13 protein-coding genes are annotated in these 14,821 nt (G+C 37.9%); 6 read left to right on the forward strand and 7 right to left on the reverse strand.

Annotated features, from left to right (window positions below):
• The first annotated feature begins 178 nt into the window (after window positions 1-178).
• Window positions 179-1,519 (forward strand): CitMHS family transporter, encoded by a 1,341-nt coding sequence (locus L3V46_RS17445; protein WP_004722773.1) that lies wholly within the window; start codon window positions 179-181, stop codon window positions 1,517-1,519.
• Between the two features lie 101 nt (window positions 1,520-1,620).
• Here the strand turns inward: L3V46_RS17445 and L3V46_RS17450 are convergent, their stop codons facing one another.
• On the reverse strand, window positions 1,621-2,121 hold the full coding sequence (locus L3V46_RS17450; RefSeq protein WP_004819381.1) for a hypothetical protein: 501 nt from the start codon (window positions 2,119-2,121) through the stop codon (window positions 1,621-1,623).
• 127 nt (window positions 2,122-2,248) lie between these two features.
• On the opposite strand from L3V46_RS17450, the gene L3V46_RS17455 reads away from it, so the two are divergent.
• Complete coding sequence (locus L3V46_RS17455) at window positions 2,249-2,524, forward strand: hypothetical protein (protein ID WP_239046365.1); 276 nt, start codon at window positions 2,249-2,251, stop codon at window positions 2,522-2,524.
• Window positions 2,525-2,631: 107 nt separating this feature from the next.
• Window positions 2,632-3,642 (forward strand): zinc-binding alcohol dehydrogenase family protein, encoded by a 1,011-nt coding sequence (locus L3V46_RS17460; RefSeq protein ID WP_239046366.1) that lies wholly within the window; start codon window positions 2,632-2,634, stop codon window positions 3,640-3,642.
• A 106-nt stretch (window positions 3,643-3,748) separates the two neighbouring features.
• On the opposite strand, the gene L3V46_RS17465 is transcribed toward L3V46_RS17460, so the two are convergent.
• On the reverse strand, window positions 3,749-4,741 hold the full coding sequence (locus L3V46_RS17465; protein ID WP_239046367.1) for an NAD(P)H-quinone oxidoreductase: 993 nt from the start codon (window positions 4,739-4,741) through the stop codon (window positions 3,749-3,751).
• Window positions 4,742-5,085: 344 nt separating this feature from the next.
• Here L3V46_RS17465 and L3V46_RS17470 point away from each other — a divergent pair, with 344 nt between their 5' ends.
• Both L3V46_RS17470 and L3V46_RS17475 read left to right on the forward strand, forming a co-directional pair.
• Complete coding sequence (locus L3V46_RS17470; RefSeq protein ID WP_239046791.1) at window positions 5,086-6,573, forward strand: long-chain fatty acid transporter; 1,488 nt, start codon at window positions 5,086-5,088, stop codon at window positions 6,571-6,573.
• Window positions 6,574-6,752: 179 nt separating this feature from the next.
• Window positions 6,753-7,301, forward strand: a complete 549-nt coding sequence (locus L3V46_RS17475; RefSeq protein WP_239046368.1) for a DUF2239 family protein — start codon at window positions 6,753-6,755, stop codon at window positions 7,299-7,301.
• A 93-nt stretch (window positions 7,302-7,394) separates the two neighbouring features.
• Here L3V46_RS17475 and L3V46_RS17480 read toward each other — a convergent pair whose 3' ends face one another.
• From L3V46_RS17480 to cysD, 3 genes are all read right to left on the reverse strand, one after another.
• Complete coding sequence (locus tag L3V46_RS17480; RefSeq protein WP_239046792.1) at window positions 7,395-7,577, reverse strand: hypothetical protein; 183 nt, start codon at window positions 7,575-7,577, stop codon at window positions 7,395-7,397.
• A 373-nt stretch (window positions 7,578-7,950) separates the two neighbouring features.
• Complete coding sequence (cysN, locus tag L3V46_RS17485; protein WP_239046369.1) at window positions 7,951-9,564, reverse strand: sulfate adenylyltransferase subunit CysN; 1,614 nt, start codon at window positions 9,562-9,564, stop codon at window positions 7,951-7,953.
• Window positions 9,565-9,693: 129 nt separating this feature from the next.
• Window positions 9,694-10,602 carry a sulfate adenylyltransferase subunit CysD gene (gene cysD, locus L3V46_RS17490; protein ID WP_171066897.1) on the reverse strand — a complete coding sequence of 303 codons (909 nt, stop codon included), beginning with the start codon at window positions 10,600-10,602 and terminating at the stop codon, window positions 9,694-9,696.
• 147 nt (window positions 10,603-10,749) lie between these two features.
• Between cysD and L3V46_RS17495 the strand changes: the two genes are divergently transcribed.
• Window positions 10,750-11,196, forward strand: coding sequence for a GNAT family N-acetyltransferase (locus L3V46_RS17495; RefSeq protein WP_239046370.1), 447 nt, complete (start codon window positions 10,750-10,752; stop codon window positions 11,194-11,196).
• Between the two features lie 181 nt (window positions 11,197-11,377).
• On the opposite strand, the gene L3V46_RS17500 is transcribed toward L3V46_RS17495, so the two are convergent.
• Window positions 11,378-12,835, reverse strand: a complete 1,458-nt coding sequence (locus L3V46_RS17500) for a capsule assembly Wzi family protein (RefSeq protein WP_239046371.1) — start codon at window positions 12,833-12,835, stop codon at window positions 11,378-11,380.
• Between the two features lie 200 nt (window positions 12,836-13,035).
• Window positions 13,036-14,658, reverse strand: a complete 1,623-nt coding sequence (locus L3V46_RS17505; RefSeq protein WP_096733332.1) for an inorganic phosphate transporter — start codon at window positions 14,656-14,658, stop codon at window positions 13,036-13,038.
• Between the last annotated feature and the right edge of the window lie 163 nt (window positions 14,659-14,821).

Below are 14,821 nucleotides of genomic sequence, written 5' to 3' on the forward strand. Positions count from 1 at the left end.
GTGCAAAAATAATATTCATTTTTAAATATCTGTTTTGAATACTCTATTTATTTAAAAAATAGTACTGAATTCAGTATTTCTACAAGGATATTTTAATTTAATCAAATAACTATTAGCATGCTTCTGCTTAAAAAACTAAAAGACTTCTGTTAAAAAAGTCTCATTCAAGGATCGAACTATGCTAACCGTATTAGGTTTGGGCATGATTTTGTGCTTTATGTACTTAATCATGTCTAGACGAATGACTGCGCTTGCAGCACTCACACTTATTCCAATTTTATTTGCATTAATCGCTTACGGTCTTAGCTTCTATTTCGACAGCCTTGGGCATTTAGAAATCAAACAGCTTGGTGAAATGATGCTTGATGGTGTGAAGAAACTTGCACCAACAGGCGTAATGCTACTTTTTGCAATTCTCTATTTTGCCATCATGATTGACACGGGATTGTTTGATCCTTCTGTAAAGTTCATCTTAAAGCTGGTCAAAGGTGATCCCCTTAAAGTCGTTATTGGTACTATTACCCTGACACTCATCGTCTCTCTTGATGGTGATGGTTCAACCACCTACATGATTTGTGTGGCAGCAATGCTTCCGCTCTATAAAAAATTAGGTATGAGTCCGCTGATTATGGCGTGTTTAATGATGCTGGCAAGCGGAATCATGAACCTTACCCCTTGGGGTGGACCAACGGCACGTGCTGCAAGTGCGCTGCATGTAGAGGCGAGTGAAATCTTTGTGCCTATGGTTTTACCAATGCTGGCTGCAATTCTTTGGCTCTATTTTGTCGGTTTTATGTATGGTCGCATGGAACGTAAACGCTTAGGTATTATTGAACTTGATGTTAGTCATGGTGATGACATTCAAATTTCAAGTAATCCAGAAGCGAATCGTGCACACTTAAGATGGTTCAATGGCTTATTAACCGTCGTACTGATGATCTGTTTGGTGAAAGGTGTGTTGCCTTTACCGATCTTATTTATGATCGCACTTTGTATTGCATTGGTGGTGAACTATAAAGACGTCGATATGCAAAAATCTTTGGTTGCTCATCATGCAGGTAGTGCCCTAAACGTTGTGGGTATTATTTTTGCTGCAGGGATTTTTACTGGGATTCTTTCAGGGACAGGCATGGTTGATGCGATGTCGAAAGAATTGGTGGCGATTATCCCACAAAGTATGGGGCCTTTCTTAGCACCAATTACTGCTGTGATTAGTATGCCTTTGACCTTCTTTATGTCGAATGATGCTTTCTATTATGGGGTGTTACCGATCCTTTCAGAAGCAGCAAGTCATTATGGTATTACACCTGTAGAAATGGCACGTGCTTCAATTGTCGGCCAACCTGTGCACTTACTGTCACCATTGGTTCCTTCTACCTATTTATTATGTGGATTGGCTGGTATCGAATTTGGACAGCATCAGAAGTTCACCATTAAATGGGCAATTCTGACCTGCTTGGTAATGCTGGTTGCAGCCATGCTGCTCGGTGTATTCCCACTCTATTCAACACTCCACTAATAGGCAAAAGCCGATATTTATATCGGCTTTTTTTTCATTTTAAATAGATTATTTTCATCATCATCTATTTAAAATAATGATTTATTTACAATCAAATCCAATTAAGGATGAATCAAGACATCGAGCAACGCTTGATAATGAATTGAAATGTCATCTTCTAAAATTTTATAGGCACTATCGAACTGCACCATTGGCCAGCCTTCTTTCCAGAAAGGAAAAATATTATGCAGGTCACGCGTCACGGTGGCATCTTCACGAATAATCGCTTGAGCAACTTGCGATAGCACTTGAGCAGTTTCTGCACCATCAATGGCTAAATAATCGATACCTTTAGCTTTTAAAATACGAACACGATCTTTCTTATAACGAATTTTCTTGGCTTGCGCTTCATTTAAATTTAAAGCCAAAGTCACTGCTTCAACAAGTTTGTCTTCAAAGCTTTGATGTAAAGCAACCAATGCCTGTTTATGTGCTTCTTGACGCCCTGCTTTTCCACCATCACGAATGATTTTTTGTGCTTCAACATTCAGTTCATCCGATTTCATCGACTGAAGAATGTCTAAAATTTCAATATCACTTAATGAAGCAGAAGAATCTGTCATGGGAGTCCTAAAACAAAAATAAATAGAAACTCTATTTTCGCACAATTTTAAAATTAAGTCAGAGATAATGTTACTCTACTGCGATGTATCTCTACCTGATCAAATAACAATAAAGGATGATATTTCAATGTCTGTTTTAGCCCTACTCGCTTGTACCAGTTTTTATTCCGCCTTGTATCTCATCTATTTTTATTTTGCTCAACAACCACGACCTCTGTTCCTTGTGCTGGCAGTGATTTTATTCGTATTTGCTTACCAAATTACTCCTGCGGTTTATCAAAAGGAACGACAAACTTTTAACCGCACCTTGAATCATGGAAATTGGCTGACCTTGCCGCTTTACACATGCTGGCAATTGTTTATCTTGCCTATACGCTTGTTACTGTCCAAATTTCTTGATTAAGACCATTCGATAAAATCTTATCAATAAGCATAAACTGACAATTTTTTGCTTTCTTAATTGAGTTTTTTTTGCTATTGATTTGATATGCCAATAAAAAGTGAAACCTTATGAAAGCTGTTGCTTATAAAAAACCATTCGCAATTTCAGAAGCCAATGTTTTTTCCGAAATCGAAATCGAACAGCCAGTTGCAACAGGTCATGACTTACTGATTGAGGTCAAAGCCATTTCAATCAATCCAGTCGATATCAAAATGCGACAGCGTACTTCGCCAGACAATGATACTTGGAAAATTTTGGGTCATGATGCGGTTGGGACCGTGAAAGCAGTCGGAGAAAAAGTTCAAAATTTTAAAGTGGGTGATGAAGTTTTTTATGCGGGTTCAAATCAAAGACAAGGTTCTTATGCTGAATTCCAATTGGTCGATGAACGTATCGTTGGACTAAAACCTAAATCATTGAGTGATGCAGAAGCCGCAGCCTTACCATTAACGTCGCTCACCGCATATGAAATGTTATTTGACCGTTTAAAAATCCAAGACACCAAAGTTGAAAAACCTGTGATTTTAGTCATTGGCGCTGCAGGCGGTGTAGGATCTATTACGGTTCAATTGTTAAAAGTACTGACTGAATTTACTGTTATTGCCACAGCTTCTCGCCCTGAATCTAAAGCATGGCTGACTGAAATTGGCGCAGATTATATTGTGGATCATAGCCAACCATTAGAACAGCAAATCCTAGACTTGAATATTGGGCTACCTCATTATATTTTTTCAATTAATGGTACAGGGCGATATACACAAGCAATAGCCAATTTGATTGCACCCCAAGGTCATTTTGGTTTAATTGATGATCCTGAAAACTTTATCATTAACCCGTTTAAAGTTAAGTCTGTTTCTGTTCATTGGGAATCGATGTTTACCCGCTCTACATTCCAAACCAAAGATCTCAGCCGACAAGGTGATATTTTAAATAAAGTTTCAAAATTAGTTGATGACCAAAGAATCAAAACCACTTTGGGACAAAACCTCGGTCAAATCAATGTTGAGCATATAACCCAAGCTCATACACTGATTGAGTCAGGTAAAAGCATTGGTAAGATCGTATTAGCAGGCTTTTAATCGCTGGTTTTTAATGGCGACTTCAATCTGTATGAGTTAGATTGAAGTCGCCCTACATATTTATAAACAAAGGTAAAAGTTTAAAGCTTTGTATAACAATGTGAGCTTAAATCACTTCCACCACAACTTTACCAATATGCTCACCTGTATCCATACAGGCATGTGCAGCTTGGATTTGATCAAACTTAAATGTTTTATAAATCATGGGTAAACATTCACCTTTTGCCCACAGTGGAACGACTTTTTCCATCAAACCTTTGGCAATTTCAGCTTTTTCAGCAGTTGTACGCGCACGCATTGTTGAACCAGTAATAGTAAGACGTTTCATCATAATCTGCCCTAATTTTACTTCTTTGGCCTTTGCACCACCCAAAAATGCGATATAAACCAAACGCCCGTCTCTACGAAGTAGGTTTAGATTTTGATCTAGATAAGGCGCCCCAACCATATCAAGAATAATATCGACACCCTCATTTTGGGTCTTTTCATAAATGACTTGTTCAAAGTCTTGAGTCTTATAATTAATCGCATCGGTCAAATGGCGAATGGCTTGAATCTTCTCATCAGAACCTACCGTTGCAAAGCTTTTCAAACCGAATGATTGCGCTAACATTAACGCGGTTGTACCAATACCACTTGAGCCACCATGTACCAATAGTGTTTCACCTGCTTTGGCATGCGCCATTTGGAAAACATTGGCCCATACAGTAAAGAAGGTTTCAGGTATTGCTGCAGCTTGAACAAAACTTACAGCTTCTGGAATATTAATAGTTTGAGATTCTGGCACGACACAATATTCTGCATAACCACCACCGTTGGTCAATCCACAAACCTTATCCCCCACTGTGAATAAAGTGACATTTTCACCTACTGCAATCACTTCTCCAGCAACTTCCAAACCGGGAACAGGTGTCACCCCTTTTGGCATAGGATATAAGCCTTGACGCTGTAAAATATCAGGCCGATTAATCCCAAATGCATGGACTTTAACCAAAACTTCATCTGCTTTGGGTTGAGGAATTTCTACCGTTTCATAAGCCAGTTTTTCTATACCACCGGGTTCTGTAATAATGACCTGTTGCATATTCTTTGTAGACATACTTTCTTTCCTATTCCATTCATTACTTTTCATGTTTTCTGTATTTGAACATAAACCAGTGCATGTGCAAATATTTCGCCACCAATGTCTACAAAATAGCGTGGGTATCCTTACAAAAATATAGTTTTCAATTGTTTATATAGCTAAAAGCTGGCTAAAACAGCTTTAAAATAAAGACTTGCATAAATGACATAAACATTTAGTCACAATGTCCAGTTTAGCACTTGATTCAAATTGTATTTTTGCTATGGTCATACCAATCATAGCGTATGTGATTAAGCTTCAACCTATAATTTGAAATAAAAATAATCTCAATAAAACATATTATCAAGGAGCTGATAATGATGAAAATCAACAAAGTACTGCTTGCGCTCTTCTCGATTTATATACCGAGTTCAGCACTCTATGCAGCAGCAATGGATAGATCAGGACAATCTATTTCTGCATTCCTTCAACCCAATCATTATTTTGAAGCAGGAATTTCAATACTAGATCCAACGGTGACGGGTAAAGAAGCAGATGTTTCAGCGACTCGTCGTAATATTCAAGATATGGGAGATGACTACTATTTTCCAAATGCAGCAATCAAATTGCAAATCGCAGACAAAGTTTCATTTGGTTTGTTATACGATCAACCCTTTGGGGCAAAAGTAAAATACGCTGGCAATAATATTTTTGTCACAGATGATAAGACGACGATACTAGATCAAAAATTACTTAATTCAATGATTGATCAAAAATTTTCTGCTTTAAGTTCGGAACAAAAAGTCGCGTTAACATTGCAAGCTCAAGGGGTTAACTTAAATTCGACCGAAGGTCAAATCAAGTATAATCAAACGCTTAATGCATACAACACCAATGAAACGGTAAAAAACCAGATTAATACTGGTGTTAAAGCAGAGATTAGCAACCAAGTCGATGCCACTAAAGCTTATCTTGGTAAAGGTAATACATCAGCTAAAGTAGATTCAGAAAGTCTCAGTATGATTTTTGGTTATCAACCTATAAAAAATTTAAATTTATATGCAGGAGGTGTTTATCAAACCATTGAAGGAGAACTGCATTTAAGAGGTCAAGCCACCAGTGTATACAATGGTTATGATGCCACCATGAAAAAAGATACTGGTGTCGGCTGGCTCGCAGGTATCGCTTATCAAATTCCTGAAATTGCCTTCAAAACCTCTATAACTTACCGTTCTGAAATCGACCATGAAGCCGCGACGACTGAAAATATCTCAAGCTTACCCGCACTGGTTAAACTTGGTGTCATTTCTGATGCTGTGGCAAATAAAATTGCCAGTAGCAATAGTCAATCTAAAATCACCACACCTCAATCGGTGAATTTAGATTTACAAAGTGGCATCATGAAAGACACTGTTGCCTTTGCCAATGTGCGCTGGGTGAATTGGAAAAATTTTAGGATTCAACCCGTTCAATTTGGTGCAATTTCTAAAATCGTCGGACAGCTGCCTTCTGTCGCACAACCCAATGGGTTTGATTTATTGTCGTATTCTAAAGATCAATGGTCTGCCAATGTTGGTGTAGGACGTAAACTTACCGAACAATGGATGACTAATGTTTCTGTAGGCTGGGACTCTGGTGCAGGAAATCCAGTTACAGCACTTGGACCAACTGAAGGCTATTGGAATGTGGGTATTGGTGCTCAATTTAGCCCTACAGCTCAGACCTTTATTGCTGGTGGTGTTAAATATTTTTGGTTGGGTGATGCTGAAGGGCAAATCGCTTCACAGTCAGGTAAAACAAGTTATGTTGCTGATTTTACAGATAACCATGCACTCGCTTATGGTTTAAAAATAGGTTATCACTTTTAACTCATTATATTTTTTTGCAAGTAAGCATTTAATTCTTAAAGATTTAGATGCTTTTTTATTACCATTTTTAAGCATCAAAAATCATATTGATCATTTTTTGTTTGCTAATTTAATTTTACCCTGATAATATTCAAGCACAAATTAGTTTTACCCAGATAAAAATATTCAAAGGTTTTAAAATGAATACTGAAAACACCTACACTGCCTTTATTGGTAATGACTGTTTAATCACTGATTCTTTGTTAAACGTGGCATTAACCATCAAGACTCAACAAAATACCTCCACACCTGTGTTGATTTTTAATGATCAAACGGGCCAAGCCATTGATGTTAATACCATCGGATCTACAGCAGATATTCAACAACGTTATGCTGAACCTGAAGCGGTTAAAAAAGTTGGACGTCCTAAATTAGGGGTAATTTCTCGTGAAATCACTTTGCAGCAAAAACATTGGGATTGGTTAGATCAACAAAGCTCTAGTGCATCTGCTGTGATTCGAAAATTGATTGACCAAGAGTTAAATAACCCCGATTCAGCAAGCAATAAAATGTTAGCAAAACAGGCAACTGATCGTTTTATGTCAGCAATGTCAGGCAATATGCCAAATTATGAGGAAGCCACTCGTGCTTTATATCAAGGTAATCAAGCGCTGTTTTTAGAATTGATTCACGACTATCCAAACGATTTACGGACGTATTTGATTTTAAAAACGCAACATGCTTTTTAACTACAATATTCGCAACTATATAAAAATAAAATGCGCTAAGCCTTTGGGATTAGCGCATTTTTTATAATGATCGGCACACGATTGATCATTAAATTATTTTTGTTGTTCGGACTCATCACACGCTTGTTTTAAACGTTGCATTGCCATCGGATCCATAGGTGCCGTCATCATTGCATGATAGTTTCGGCATTCTTTGGTCGGTTCCTGTATTCTTGGTTGGTTTGAGGCACAAGCGGCCAATATGCTTGTAATTCCTATCAGGAAAAATGTTTTCATTACATGACCTACCATTAAATCTTAACTTGAATTAAAGCTAAATTTTATTGCTTGTACTGTTGCAAGTCTGTTTTGATCGTATTCCATCAATGTTAATTCTTCTTATTTTAAAGCTTTCACAACGGTACCGTTCATTGAAATTCTAAATAGATTCAGTCGAGCACTGCAAAAAAGTACTAGTTGACTCTTGCAGAGGATAAAAATCTTAAAACCCCTTTATTTATAATAAGATATATGCTCTAAGTATTAAACAATGCAAAATTAAAAATGCTTTAATCTATATGATGTTGGTTAGTATTATCTTGTATATATTAAATTTTTTGCATCAAAAAAACCCACCTTATGGTGGGCTTCTCTCAATCAATCCAATCTGTTAAAGACGAACCAATTCCACAATTTTTTCAGCCAATTCTTCAACTGCTTCTTGAGCAAACGCTACATCAGCACCCTGTTCAACATCCGTCACCACCACAACACCAGTTTGACGAAGCAATGCAACTTGGTCGCTTGATAAACCTGCTTTTGCAATTGCAACAACACCTTGTTGAATCAACAAGCTTTCAAGAGATTGTGCATGTTTAAGTACTTGAGCAGATACAGCAACCACAGCAGGCTTTTGACCTAAACGTGCAGCACGAGCTTCAGCAGTGACAGGTTCATTGTGTGCAGTCCATTCAACCGCAGCTTCAACCATACCCGCACCAACAGTCACATTACTTAAACGGTCAATAAAGATAAAAGAACCCGTATAACGACTGTCATGATAACGGTCAAATACCACTGGCGCATCAAACTCAATCGTTACATCTGCAATCGCATTTAAATCAAGCTGCTCAACTTGCATTTTTTCCAATGTGTTGACATTGGTACGATAATTAATCTTCGCAACCTTAGCCGGAATGGTTTGTGTACCAAACTTCACATTATAAAGTTTGCCCAACACTAAAGGCTGATCAGTCATCCATACGACTGTTGCACGAGCAGAACGTGAAATGAGCGGTTGCTCACCTGCTTTGACCAAGACATTACCACGCGAAATATCAATTTCATCATTCAAGGTCAAAGTCACTGCTTGACCAGCAATTGCATGTGCTAAATTGCCATCAAAAGTGACTATTTCTTTCACTGTTGATTTCTTACCAGACGGTAAAGCCACAATTTCATCGCCAACTTTCACTTCACCTAAAGCAATCGTACCGCAGAAACCACGGAAATCGAGGTTAGGACGGTTCACATATTGCACAGGAAAACGAAATTCATGTTTGCTTACATCATGAGTAATTTCAACAGTTTCCAATGTTTCCATCAAGGTTTTACCTTGATACCACGGCGTATTTTCGGATTTATTTACAACGTTATCGCCATTCAATGCAGAAATTGGCGAGAAGATGATATTGGCAGGTTTACGCTCACCCAATTGATTAACAAAATTATTGTACTCAACTTGAATTTCATTGAAACGCGCTTCAGAGAATTCAACCAAGTCCATTTTGTTAATCGCAACTACGATATTGCGAATACCCAATAGGCTCGCAATAAAGGTATGACGACGAGTCTGTGTTTGTACGCCATAACGAGCATCAATTAAGATGATTGCAAGATCTGCGGTAGATGCGCCTGTGGCCATGTTACGGGTATATTGCTCATGCCCTGGTGTATCAGCAATGATAAACTTACGCTTTTCAGTAGAAAAATAACGATAAGCCACATCAATGGTAATACCTTGCTCACGTTCAGCTTGTAAACCGTCGACAAGCAAGGCCAAGTCAGGTGCATCACCTGTTGTGCCCACTTTTTTAGAATCACGGGTTACTGCTTGTAATTGATCTTCATAAATCAATTTTGAATCGTAAAGTAAACGACCAATTAACGTTGATTTACCATCATCCACATTACCGCAAGTCAAAAATCTTAACAGGTCTTTATTTTCGTGCTGTTTTAAATATGCCAAGATATCTTGGCTAATTAATTCTGATTGATGAGACATTGCTCAAAGCTCCACAATATTTTGAAATCGGTTGCTATATCTTTAAATCCTCCTAAGTCCTCCGTTTTCTTGCTGGAGTTCCCCCTCTTTTATAAAGAGGGGTTAGGGGGAGATGCATATAAAAAATACTTAGAAATAGCCTTCTTGCTTTTTCTTTTCCATCGAACCTGCTTCATCATGGTCAATCATACGACCTTGACGTTCAGAGCTGGTGGCTAAAAGCATTTCTTGGATAATTTCAGGCAGTGTTGTTGCCGTTGATTCAACTGCACCTGTTAACGGGTAACAGCCCAAAGTACGGAAACGTACCGATTTCATTTGTGGAACTTCACCTTCTTTTAAACGCATACGTTCATCATCCACCATGATCAACGTACCACTACGTTCAACAACTGGACGTTCAGCTGCTAAATACAAAGGTACCAAAGGAATACTTTCTTGGTAGATATATTGCCAAATGTCTAACTCAGTCCAATTTGACAATGGGAATACACGGATACTCTCGCCTTTATTGACTTTACCGTTATAAAGATTCCAAAGCTCTGGGCGTTGGTTTTTAGGATCCCAACGATGTTTAGCATCACGGAAAGAATAAACACGTTCTTTTGCACGTGACTTTTCTTCATCACGGCGTGCACCACCAAATGCAGCATCAAACTGATATTTATCCAATGCCTGTTTTAAGCCTTGGGTTTTCATAATATCGGTATATTTTGAGCTACCATAATCAAATGGGTTTACGCCTGCATCTTTACCTTCTTTGTTTTGATGCACGATCAGATCAAAACCGTGTTCTTTTGCCATGTTGTCACGGAATTTAATCATGTCCTTAAACTTCCAGCCTGTGTCGACATGCAACAGTGGGAAAGGAAGTTTAGCAGGATAAAATGCTTTTAAAGCAAGATGCAGCATGACAGCTGAGTCTTTCCCGATTGAGTAAAGCATCACTGGATTTTCAAACTCAGCAGCAACTTCACGGATGATATGAATACTCTCAGCTTCAAGCTGTTTTAGATGAGTAAGTCTTTCCTCAGATATAGGCATTGACAGCACCAGCTCACAAAAACGTGTACTTATTACACATATTAAAATTTATATTCATTATAGTGATTTACACATCAACCCTTTTGCTTGTTTTTTTATATTCATATATAAAAACATCATAAGCAACAACAAGAGATCGGTATGACCACACAAATTATTGCACTAGAACAGATTGATTTTGAGCAATGGCTTCCACTTTGGCGCGGCTATTTAACATTTTATAAATCACAACTCAGTGACGAACAAATAAGATTAACTTGGAAGCGAATCACAAATCCTGAACAAGCTGATATGTTTGGTTTTGCCATCAAAGTAAATGGTCAAGTGGTTGGCTTTGTACATTTGATTGCACATATGAGCATGTGGACAGATTTACCCTATTGTTATCTACAAGATTTATTTATGGATGAAGCTTTTAGGAATCAAGGTTTAGCACGACAATTAATTGAGCATTGTTATCAGGTCTGCGCAACAAAGTTTGACCGTGTTTATTGGCTCACTCAAGAATCAAATATTAGCGCCCAACACCTTTATGATCGTATTGCGAGTAAAACAGGATTTATCCAATATAAAAAAGCATTAGCATAAAAAAGCTCACTTTTTTCAAGTCAGCCTTTAAAAAATTGAAGATCTGCGTATCCAATGACTCAACCAACAATTTAAAACTAAAAATCGCTTCTAGAATTTAAAGAAGCGATTTTAGCTTAGTCCCAACTTATCAAACTGTATATGCTTAAAATTAGATATATACAGCCCGACAACTCAGGTCTTAATGGCCGAATAATGCTTTATCTAAAGGAATTTCGATTCCTACAGAAGCACCTGCATCATTGCCATGTAAATCAGAATCACTCACCCAACCATTAATTTTTAATGGCATGGTCGGTTTAATATAATGTGTCCAAGTTAAATCTAATGCTTTAATTTTGTCTTTTTCTGGGAAGGCTAAGTTGATTTGCTTATCACCAAAGAAAGCGGCTGACTGGTTAACTTTGGCATACAGTGCACGACCAGATAAACGATTCATCACATCAAAGCGAATATCGCCGCCGACAGAAATCATTTCACCATCACCACCCATTGCATGTCCCAATGGGAAACCTTGTTGGTAATAACCATCTTTATAAATATAATGATTATAAGAAATAGCTTTAACATCACCATTTGTTGTTGTATCTGCCCATTCAGCATAAAGCTGAACTGGCATGTTTTTAAAACTTGTCGAATAATCCATACCTGCCAAATACATTTTTTTCGAAGGTAATAGCCCTGCTTCATCTTCACCAACATATTGACCATAGACACTGACGGGTACATTTAATAACGTTTGTAAATTTAAACGCCCATCAAAACCTGCAACCTGATTAGATTTGTCATCATCACCATTTTCAAAGTTATCATTCCCTTTTATAGCATTCCATAATGAATCCCAACTTTGTGAACGTCCCTCACCACCCCATTGTAAAGTACGTGAAGCACCCAATTCTAAATATGGCAATGGTTGCGCTGTTAAGCGGAATCCCAAAAGTTTAGCATTTGGGATTGCTTTATAATCTTCTAACTGTCCAGCAAATGCTTGATATTGCCAAGGACCAATCCAAGACAACCATTTAGATTCAAAAGCCTTTTGTTCAGCACGCTGTGCTGTAAAACCATAAACTGGACGGCTGGCATCACCACGGATCAAACTACCATCATGTCCTGGCCCCCAATATGTTGGGATTTGACCCGCAATAACCCATTGATTCCACAACTTCCCTGCAATATATGAACCTTCCACATTGACATCATGACCATTGTCAATGTGCGGATCTTTTTCACCATTCACACGAAGCTTTGCATCCCAGTTTTCACCGCCTGCATTAAATTCTAATGAACCCACATACTGTGCTTTTGCACGATCCCCAAAAGCTTGAGGAATATTTTTTTGATCGGTTTCGGCAAATAAACCTAATTTTGCGGTTTGATTATCCGCTTTTAATGCATTTTGAATTGAATCAATAACTTTTTGTTGTGTATTGTTTAAAACTTTTGCTTGAGATAAGGCACGTTGAATTTCATCCCCACTCATTGGCCAAGTCGATGTACTGATTTGAATCACACCTTGCTGATTTAACCAGTTCAAATCTGTGCGAAGATCTTCATTATTTAATACGATTCCCTGTGCAAATACAGGTAAAGACATTCCAAGTAATACAGCAGCACAAAGTGATTTTCTTAAATACATGCTCATTTTTCTCAAGTTTGATTTACAACCACACCTTAATTTTTTTATAAGTTTTTTTCAATGGTGAAATTGTGTTATTCATATTTTAAAATTCCATTATCCAAATGAAAAAAGTACACCGAAGTGCACTCATTTTCTTTTAAATTCAGATAATAACGATCATTTAGCTTTTAAAATAATCGCCATCACTAACTTTTAAATTAAAATACTTTTAAAAATAACCAGAATAAACCGCCCGATAAACAAATCGTTGCAGGTAAGGTAAAAATCCATGCAGAAAGAATCGTTTTGACTGTTGCAAAATTCAATCCAGTTTTATTGGCAACCATGGTTCCCGCAACCGCACTGTTGAGTACATGAGTCGTTGAAACGGGTAAACCAAAACCATCTGCAGCAGCGATTGTCGACATTGCCACAAGTTCAGCAGACATCCCTTGACCATAGGTCATATGATGTTTACCAATACGCTCGCCCACAGTAACCACAATACGTTTCCATCCCACCATTGTTCCTAAACCCAGTGCCAATGCCACAGCAACTTTTACCCAGTTTGGAATATATTGGAGGAAAGAATCTAAGTTTTTGCGATATTCTTTTACCACTTTGCCTTGAGCTTCATCCATTTTTGGAAGTTGATCCGCTTTATCCAAGCGTTTAAAAGCCGTGGTGCTTAAGTACATATCATTACGTAATGAAGATACTTCAGCTTCTGGAATATCTTTGAGATCACCAAATTTACCAACACGCTCGCCCAAATGATCAGTCAAACTGGCCAATGCAGGAACAACTTCAGGATTCATTTCTTTGGTTTGGATAAATTTAGTAATGGTTACACGTGCTTGTTCATCTGGAATATCGGCATGCTGTGCATAAATTGCTGTGGCAGTTTGACCAGACAATTGTGAGAATGACTGTAAATGCTGTTGGTCTAAACCTCTATTCAACGAATAAGCTAAAGGCACAATACCAATCAAAATCAGCATGATTAAGCCCATACCTTTTTGACCATCATTTGAACCATGTGCAAAGCTTACACCAGTACAGGTGAAAATCAGAATCGCACGAATCAAAGGTGGTGGTGGTTTATTGCCTTCAGGGGGTTGGAACAACTCAAGTTGTTTCTTAAATATTTTTTTAACAATCAAAAATACAATTGCTGCAAATGCAAAACCAATCAAAGGAGAAAACAGTAATGCTTTACCCACTTTAAGCACTTGATCCATGTCTACACCACTTGCACCCGTTGAAGCGTGCAAAATGTAGTTCATGATGCCTACACCCAAAATTGAGCCAATCAAGGTGTGAGAGCTTGATGCCGGAATACCTAAGAACCAAGTGCCTAAATTCCACAGAATCGCCGCAATCAGCATGGCAAAAACCATAGCAAAACCAGCGCCACTGCCTACATTCATGATCAATTCAACAGGAAGTAAGGCAATAATTCCATAGGCAACTGCACCACTGGCAACCATTACCCCAAGGAAGTTACAAAAGCCTGCCCACATCACTGCTACAGGTGCAGGCAATGCATTGGTATAGATCACGGTTGCTACAGCATTGGCTGTATCATGAAAACCATTTACAAACTCAAAACCCAAAGCGATGAATAACGCTGTCGCTAAAAGGATCACTGAATAAAGGCTTAACGGTGGAACATGTGCTAAATCTGCACTAACTTGCACCCCAATATAAATCAAGGTAGCAATGATAATCGTCAGAAACACCGGCATAAAAAATTTCGGTGTAGGTACATGGACATTCGTCGATTTAGCAGCTTGAGACGATTGTGCAGAATCTGAGACGGGAGGTAAATTCGAATTCATGCAGAAAGTTAGCGAATATTAGAATGCGCTTATTGTTCAATTAAATTGTGACAATTATATGACAAATAGATGTCATATGAAGTGAAATTTATAATTATTTCACTTCAGTATTTCGCTATACAAGCGACAAAATTAATATTTTTATTATTTATAATTAGTATCT

The sequence above is a fragment of the Acinetobacter sp. AG3 genome, from assembly GCF_022343575.1.
In the GTDB taxonomy this organism is placed as follows: domain Bacteria; phylum Pseudomonadota; class Gammaproteobacteria; order Pseudomonadales; family Moraxellaceae; genus Acinetobacter; species Acinetobacter guillouiae.

Coding starts and splice junctions, on each gene's coding strand:
- L3V46_RS17445 (WP_004722773.1), top strand. CDS start 179: ATGCTAACCGTATTAGGTTTGGGCATGATTTTGTGCTTTATGTACTTA.
- L3V46_RS17450 (WP_004819381.1), bottom strand. CDS start 2,121: ATGACAGATTCTTCTGCTTCATTAAGTGATATTGAAATTTTAGACATT.
- L3V46_RS17455 (WP_239046365.1), top strand. CDS start 2,249: ATGTCTGTTTTAGCCCTACTCGCTTGTACCAGTTTTTATTCCGCCTTG.
- L3V46_RS17460 (WP_239046366.1), top strand. CDS start 2,632: ATGAAAGCTGTTGCTTATAAAAAACCATTCGCAATTTCAGAAGCCAAT.
- L3V46_RS17465 (WP_239046367.1), bottom strand. CDS start 4,741: ATGTCTACAAAGAATATGCAACAGGTCATTATTACAGAACCCGGTGGT.
- L3V46_RS17470 (WP_239046791.1), top strand. CDS start 5,086: ATGAAAATCAACAAAGTACTGCTTGCGCTCTTCTCGATTTATATACCG.
- L3V46_RS17475 (WP_239046368.1), top strand. CDS start 6,753: ATGAATACTGAAAACACCTACACTGCCTTTATTGGTAATGACTGTTTA.
- L3V46_RS17480 (WP_239046792.1), bottom strand. CDS start 7,577: ATGAAAACATTTTTCCTGATAGGAATTACAAGCATATTGGCCGCTTGT.
- cysN (WP_239046369.1), bottom strand. CDS start 9,564: ATGTCTCATCAATCAGAATTAATTAGCCAAGATATCTTGGCATATTTA.
- L3V46_RS17495 (WP_239046370.1), top strand. CDS start 10,750: ATGACCACACAAATTATTGCACTAGAACAGATTGATTTTGAGCAATGG.
- L3V46_RS17500 (WP_239046371.1), bottom strand. CDS start 12,835: ATGTATTTAAGAAAATCACTTTGTGCTGCTGTATTACTTGGAATGTCT.
- L3V46_RS17505 (WP_096733332.1), bottom strand. CDS start 14,658: ATGAATTCGAATTTACCTCCCGTCTCAGATTCTGCACAATCGTCTCAA.